Annotated in this window: 5 protein-coding genes; 4 read left to right on the forward strand and 1 reads right to left on the reverse strand. The window is 69.7% G+C overall.

Annotation, left to right across the window (positions count from 1 at the left end):
- The 4 genes from KUM38_RS06210 to KUM38_RS06225 form a co-directional block, all read left to right on the forward strand.
- The coding region (locus KUM38_RS06210) for an alpha/beta fold hydrolase (protein WP_217128250.1) at positions 1–1,508 on the forward strand (1,508 nt) is incomplete at its 5' end.
- Positions 1,509–1,610: 102 nt separating this feature from the next.
- Positions 1,611–2,684 (forward strand): ATP-binding cassette domain-containing protein, encoded by a 1,074-nt coding sequence (locus KUM38_RS06215; RefSeq protein WP_217128251.1) that lies wholly within the window; start codon positions 1,611–1,613, stop codon positions 2,682–2,684.
- On the forward strand, positions 2,681–3,478 hold the full coding sequence (locus KUM38_RS06220) for an ABC transporter permease (RefSeq protein ID WP_217128252.1): 798 nt from the start codon (positions 2,681–2,683) through the stop codon (positions 3,476–3,478). The genes KUM38_RS06215 and KUM38_RS06220 overlap by 4 nt, the downstream gene beginning before the upstream one ends.
- A 217-nt stretch (positions 3,479–3,695) precedes the next feature.
- Entirely contained in the window at positions 3,696–4,895 is a 1,200-nt protein-coding gene (locus KUM38_RS06225; protein ID WP_217128253.1) for an acyltransferase, read from the forward strand.
- A 358-nt stretch (positions 4,896–5,253) separates the two neighbouring features.
- Here KUM38_RS06225 and KUM38_RS06230 read toward each other — a convergent pair.
- Positions 5,254–7,451, reverse strand: a 2,198-nt coding sequence (locus tag KUM38_RS06230) for a condensation domain-containing protein (RefSeq protein WP_217128254.1), incomplete at its 5' end; no start/stop codon positions are given.

Raw genomic sequence — 7,451 nt, forward strand, 5'->3', positions numbered from 1 at the left:
TGGCCCGCGGCTACCTGGGACGGGCCGCACTCACCTCCGAACGGTTCGTCGCCGACCCGTACGGCACGGACGGCGAACGGATGTACCGCACCGGCGACATCGCCCGCTGGACACCGCACGGCGAACTCGCATACCTGGGCCGCGCCGACAACCAGATCAAGCTGCGCGGCTACCGCATCGAACTCGGCGAGATCGAGTCGGCGCTCCTCGCGCACGAGACGGTGGGGCAAGCCGTCGTGACGGTGCGCACCCAGCCCTCGGGCGAGCCGGCACTGGTGGCGTACACGGTGGCCGACGGTGACGCGGCCGACACCGCGGAGCTGCGGCGCCATGTGGCCGCCTCGCTGCCCTCGTACATGGTGCCCTCGGCCTTCGTACGGCTGGACGCGCTGCCGGTGACGCCCAACGGCAAGCTCGACACCAAAGCGCTGCCGGACCCCGACCTCGGGGAGCTGGCGGGCTCCCGCGGCCCGCGCACGCCGCGGGAGGAGATGCTCTGCGGTCTGTTCGCGGAGGCGCTGGGCCTGGAGCGGGTCGGCATCGACGGCAACTTCTTCGAACTGGGCGGCGACTCCATCGTCTCCCTCCAGCTGGTGAGCCGGATCCGCTCGGTGCTCGGCATCAAGCTCAGCAACCGGGCGATCTTCGAGACGCCGACGGTCGCCGGGCTCGTCGACAGCCTCGGCTCCCGCTCGTCGGACGACGGCTTCGAGACGCTGATGACGCTGCGCGCGGGTGGCGAGAAGCTGCCACTGTTCGCGGTGCACGCGACAGGCGGACTCGCTTGGGGCTATGGCGAGTTCCTGAAGCAGATCCGCCCCGAGTACCCGGTCTACGGCCTCCAGGCGCGCGGTTTCCGGGAGGGCGACGAGTTCGCGAAGAGCGTGCCCGAGATGGCCGCCGACTACATCGAGCAGATCCGCTCGGTGCAGCCGCACGGCCCGTACCACCTCATCGGCTGGTCGATGGGCGCGCTGACGGCGTACGAGATCGCCACCCAGCTCCAGGAACAGGGCGAGGAGATAGGGATGCTCTTCAACCTGGACCAGGTCCCCTTCGAGGAGTACATGCTGGAAGGGCGCCAGGAGTACACCGAGCAGATCGTCTTCCGGGCGTTGTTGCTGGTCGCGGGCTTCGACGTGGATTCGATCGCCGAGGACGAGGTCCTGGAGTACGGCCAGGTGATGGAGATGGTCAGCAGCCGCGACAGCGCGCTCGGAAGTCTGGAGCCGCGCCACATCGACGCCTTCGCCAAGGTGATGGAGAACAACTACCGGATCGTCACGGACTTCCGGCCCAAGCAGCTCGAGGGCGGCATGACGGTCGTCGTGTCGACGCTGGAGCACGGGGACGCGGCCCTGGAACGCATGGTCGAGAAGTGGCGCCCGTTCGTCACCGGAGCAGTCGAGGTCCACCCGATGGCCGCGTCGCACAACGACATGATGTCGCCGGGCCCCGCCGCGGAGATCGGCCGCCTGATCCACGACAAGCTCCGGTCGCTCGACTGACAGCTTGCTGACTCCTCCCTTGTGGCGGCTCGCCGGCCGCCCCTTGTATGAGGAGCGATGCCCGAAACGCTTGGCCAACCATCGATCTGGGAGTGAATGGATATGGAGACAGCGATCTCTGCGGAAGGACTCCGCAAGAGGTACGCGGACCATGAGGTGCTGAGCGGCATCGACTTGTCCGTCGGCAAGGGCGAGGTGCTCGGTCTGCTCGGGCCCAACGGCGCGGGCAAGACGACCATCGTGCGCATCCTCGCCACCCTGCTGCCGCACGACGGCGGGAAGGTGACCGTCGCCGGGTTCGACCTCGCCAAGGACAAGCGCGAGATCCGCCGCAGGATCGGTCTGACCGGTCAGTACGCGGCGGTCGACGAGCTGCTCACGGGCCGGGAGAACCTGCGGCTGATCGGTGTGCTGCTGGGCCTCGGCCGGCGCAAGGCGTACGCCCGGGCCGAGGAGCTGCTGGAGCAGTTCGAACTCACGCACGCGGCGAACCGGCAGGCCAAGACGTACTCGGGCGGTATGCGGCGCAGGCTCGACCTCGCCGCGAGCCTGGTCACCACCCCGACCGTGCTCTTCCTCGACGAGCCGACCACCGGTCTGGACGTCACCAGCAGGCTGCTGCTGTGGGGCATGGTCAGGGAGCAGGTGGCCCAGGGCGTGTCGGTGCTGCTGACCACGCAGTACCTGGAGGAGGCCGACCAGCTGGCCGAGCGCGTCGCCGTCATCAACAAGGGCGGTCTGATCGCCGAGGGCACGCCCGAGGAGCTCAAGCGCAAGGTCGGCGGCGAGCGCCTGGAGGTTTCGGTGGCGACGGAGGCCGAACTCCCGGCGGTGGTAGGGGCGATGACCGGCGCGTCCGCCGAGGCCCCGTCGGTCGACGAGAAGGCCAAGCGGGTGTCCATCCCGCTGGTCGGCGGCATGGACACCCTCGCGTCGGTCACCGCCGAGCTCAAGGGCGCGGGCGTGGCGCCCGTGGACTTCGCGATCCGCCGGTCCTCCATGGACGACGTCTTCCTCGCGCTCACCGGGCAGCGGGTCGAGGACGAGGAGCCCGCGGCCGAGGGCACCGACGGCAACGCCGGCCCCGGTGACAGCGTCGGCGCCTTGGTCGGGGCGACCGCGGCGCACCAGAAGTCCGCCGGGGAGCGGCACGCAAAGGGAGAAGAAGCGGCATGACCGAGACCATCACCCACTCCTCCGCGCTCATCGGGCGCCACATGCGGCATCTGATCCGCACCCCGCAGCAGCTGCTCAGCGTCACGCTGATGCCGGTGCTGTTCGTCCTGGTCTTCGGCTATCTCTTCGGCAGCGCCATGTCGGTGCCGGGTGGCCAGACGTACCAGGAGTACATCATGGCCGGGATCTTCGCCCAGGTCGTCCTGGGCAACATGATCCTCAGTGCGCTGGGCGTCATCAGCGACTTGGACAACGGCCTGATGGACCGGTTCCGTTCGCTGCCGATGTCGCGCTCCGCGGTGCTCGTCGGGCGGACCACGCACGATCTGGTCCTGACGATGTGGAGCTTCGCGATCATGGCCGTGCCGGGCTACATGATCGGCTGGCGGGTGCACGAGGGTCCCCTCAAGATGCTCGGCGGCTTCGGCATCATGCTGCTGCTCGGCTTCGCCGCCTCCTGGCTCGGCGCCCTGCTCGGCCTCACCCTGGCCAATGCCGAGGCGGTGAACGCGCTGGGCTCGATCATCGTGATGCCGCTGGCGTTCCTGTCCAACGCGTTCATTCCGCTCGACGGGCTGCCGGGCTGGATGCAGACCATCTCCGAGTGGAACCCGGTCAGTTCCGTCGTCCTCGCGGCGCGGCTGCTGTTCGGCAACGCGGAGCCCATGGGTGACGACGCGGCGTTCCCGATGCAGCACCCGGTACTGATGGCGGTCGTGCTGTCGCTGGCCCTGCTGGCCGTCGCGGTGCCGTTCACCATCCGTGCCTACGAGAGGGCCGCGTCGAAGAAGTAACGCACACGGAGCAATCCGACAACGAGGACCGGGCCGCCCCCTGACTCCCAGGGGCCGCCCGGTCTCTCGCATTCTGGTGACTGCCAACCGGAAAAAAGACCGTTAAACCATTTCAACAGCTTACTGCACATTCCTCTGAATTAATTGCACCAGGCACTCGGTGCGGGAACCATTAAATACCGAAGCAACTCTTCCCCCCTCAGAAGGATCGGTAGACATGGACTCGCAGAGAGTCAAACGACGACAACTGGATTCGCTCACAGGCGTGCGATTCCCGGCCCTTTTCCTGGTGTTCGCCAACCACATCGCCATGGGCTTCCCCCTCGCCTCGATGGTGGCGTACGAGAACTACCAGACGTACGCGGGCTGGATCGGCAAGGCCGGTCTGACCATGTTCTTCATGCTGAGCGGCTTCATCCTGGCCTGGATCGCCCGCGACGGCGACTCCGTCCCGCTCTTCTACCGGCGGCGCTTCGTCCGGGTCATCCCACTGCACTGGCTGACCTTCGGGCTCTCGATGCTGATCTTCGCCTACCCGGCGGTCTCCGCCGAGGCGGCGATCCTCAACTTCTTCATGCTGGCCTCCTGGTCGTCCGACCCGGACATCTTCAGCAGCATGAACGCGCCGAGCTGGTCACTCACCTGCATCGCGCTGTTCTACCTGGCCTTCCCGCTGCTGCACCGGATCGCCAAGACGATCCCGCGGAAGTTCCTGTGGTGGGTCGTGGGCGCCTTGATGGCCGTGATCATCTCCATCACCGCGGTGGTCAGGGCGGTCGTCCCGGCCGACCCGATGATGCACCCGCTCTCGCCGGCCTCCTCGATGGACGCCTTCTACTACATCCAGACGTTCCCGCTCTCCCGCGTACCGGAGTTCTTCCTCGGCATCCTGCTGGCCCGCATCGTCCTGTCCGGGATGTGGCCCAGGCCGGTCCGCCCCCTCTTCCTGTACGGGGTCCTGGTGGCCGGCTTCCTGGTCGCCAACGAGCTGCCTCGCGAGTACCGGCTGGTCGCCGCCATGACCCTGCCCATCTTCCTCTTCCTCGGCGGGCTCGCCGCGTGGGACATGGCAGACCGCAAGTCCGCGCTCGCCGCACGTCCGATGCAGTGGCTCGGCAACATCAGCTTCGCGTTCTTCCTGATCCACTGGCCCGTCATCATGTTCTTCTTCAAGCTGATCGGCGAGAAGCACCTGTACTCCGTATGGGAGTTCGTCGGGATGTCAGCGGTGAGCATGGCGGTGAGCATCGTGCTCGCGTGGCTGCTCACGATCTGGGTGGAGCGCCCGCTGATCCGGCTGCTCGCGAAGCCGCGGGCCTCGCGGGGGCAGGCGGAGGAAGTACCGTCCGGGACCCCGGCGGAGGCGTCCGCGGAGGCCGGGCCACGGGTGGAGCCGGCCCTCAAGACCTCAAGGTAACCCCGTCCGACGAAAGGGCCGGAACGGCAGGCGACGCGCTGCCGTTCCGGCCCTTCGACATGCGCCATTCGGTACGGAATGGCGCATGATGCCCCTGGAGATCGGCCGGCTGCTCGTGCGGTTTCCCGCGAGTCGGAAAAGGTGTACCTGCCGGCACCCGAGAAGCTCCCCGAAAGGGGCGCGGAAAACACTCCGGGTCCGCAGTCGCGCCGCGCCTCAGGGCACAGAAAACCGCGCGGGCATCCCACCACCGGCACGCGGACGGCAGTCCCCCTCCCCCCGGGAGTCCGCACCCCACAACGCCGCGGGGCCGGCCGTGGGTCGTCCCACGCCCGGCCCCGCCCTGCGCGCCGCTGTCCTAGAAGCCCCAGTCCTCCGACAGCGCGTCCAGGTCACTCTGGCTGAGGTTCACCAGCGGCAGGTCCGACGGTGTGAACCCGCCCACCGCAGGCGCCTCGGCGTGGTCCGCCAGCGCGGACAACGCCCGGAACCACCCCTCCGCGAGCCCCCGCACCTCGTCCTCGGTGAACAGCTCCGGCGGCCACGACCACGTCGCCGACAGCCGGGGCCCGTCCGCCTGGTCCTGGGTGACCGCGTTCAGCTCCAGCGCGTGGCCGAACGGCATCCGGGGGTCGTGTCCGTCCCCCAGGTCGACGTCGGAGCGCGCCGCCCAGTCCTCGACCGCCGCACCCTCCGTGCCGTCCGACAGGCCGATGCGCCCCAGGTAGTTGAAGCTGATCTGCGGCGTGGGAAGGTCGCCGAGCTCCACGCCCGCCTCCGGGTGGAGGTGGCGCAGCAGCCCGTACCCGATGCCGTTGTCCGGGATCGCGCGCAGCTGCTCCTTGACCTCCTTGAGGGCCTTGCCGAGCGCGGGCCCCCCGGCCCACACCTCGGCCCACTCCCGGTCCAGGACCTTCGGGTCGAGCCGTACCGGGTACATGCTGGTGAACCAGCCGACCGTACGGGAGACGTCGAGGCCGTCCGCGATCTCCTCGCGGCCGTGGCCCTCCAGGTCCAGGGCGACGCTGCCGTCGCCTCCCCTGCCGCGCCGCCAGTCGACCACGGCCAGCGCGAAGGCGGTGAGCAGCACGTCGTTGATGCCGGCGTGGTAGAGCGTGGGCAGCTTGGTGAGCAGCGGCTCGGTCCGTCCGACGGGCAGGGTGAGCGTGAGTTTCCTGGCCCCGGCCGCCTTGTCCTTCTCCGGGTCCAGCGCGCGGGCGCCCAGCGGTGGGCGCCCGGTGCCGAGCATGGACCGCCACAGCTCCAGCTCCGCCAGCCGCTCGGGCTTCGCGGCCTCGGCCACCAGGTTCTCGGCCCAGCGCCGGAAGGAGGTGCCGACCGGGCCGAGCCCGGCGTCCGTGCCGTCGGCGGCCGCCCGGTAGAGCTGCGGCAGCTCCGGCAACAGGATGCGCCAGGAGATGCCGTCGACCACCAGGTGGTGCACGACCAGCAGGAGTTGGCCGGCCTGTGAGGGACCCGCGTCGAGCCAGACCGCCTGGAACAGCACCCCGGCGTCCGGGTCGAGCCGCCCCTGCGCGGCCTTCGCCTCGGCGGTGACGTCCGCGCCGCGCGCGTCCACCCGCCGGAACAGCTCCTCGACGCGGACGGTGCCCTTGGGCCGTACCTCCAGCTCCCACGCGCCGCCCTCGGGGCGGGAGAGCCGGGCGCGCAGCACGTCGTGCCGGTCGACCAGGGCGAGCACCGCGGAGCTGAGCGCCTCCGCCGAAGCGCCCGCCGGGATCTGCACCAGCATGGACTGCTGGAACCCGTCGACGGGGCCGCCGAGTTCGCGCAGCCAGTGCATGATCGGGGTGAGCGGGACCGCGCCGATCGCCGCCTCCGGCGGCTCCTGGTCCTTCGCCGCGACGGGGACGGCCACCGCGGCGAGCGCGGCGGGCGTCTGGTGGTCGAAGACGTCCCGGGTCCTGAGCAACAGACCGGCCTTGTGGGCCTTGCTGACCAGCTGGAGCGAGAGGATCGAGTCACCGCCCAGCCCGAAGAAGTTGCCGTCGACGCCGACCCCCTCCAGGCGCAGCACCTCGGCGAACAGCTCGCAGAGGATCGTCTCCTGCTCGGTGCTCGGGTCGCGGGTGCCCAGCAGCGCGCCGAAGTCGGGCACGGGCAGGGCCCGCCGGTCGAGTTTGCCGTTGCCGGTGACGGGCAGTGCGTCGAGCGCGACGAAGGCGCTGGGCACCATGTACGAGGGAAGCAGACCCGAGACGTGGGTGCGCAGCTCGCTCGGGTCGGCGGCCAGACCGTCCTCGGGGACGACGTACGCGACGAGCGCCGGCAGTCCCGGCTGGTCCTCGCGGACCAGGACGGCGGTGTGGGCGACCGTCTCGTGCGCGAGGAGCGCCGATTCGATCTCGCCGAGTTCGATGCGGTAGCCGCGCAGCTTGATCTGGTTGTCGGCGCGGCCGACGAACTCCAGCCGGCCGTCCGCCGTCCAGCGGACCACGTCGCCGGTGCGGTACATCCGTTCGCCGTCCGTGCCGTACGGGTCGGCGACGAACCGTTCGGAGGTGAGTGCGGCCCGTCCCAGGTAGCCGCGGGCCA

The sequence above is a fragment of the Streptomyces sp. AC558_RSS880 genome, assembly GCF_019049255.1.
Taxonomy (GTDB): Bacteria; Actinomycetota; Actinomycetes; order Streptomycetales; family Streptomycetaceae; genus Streptomyces.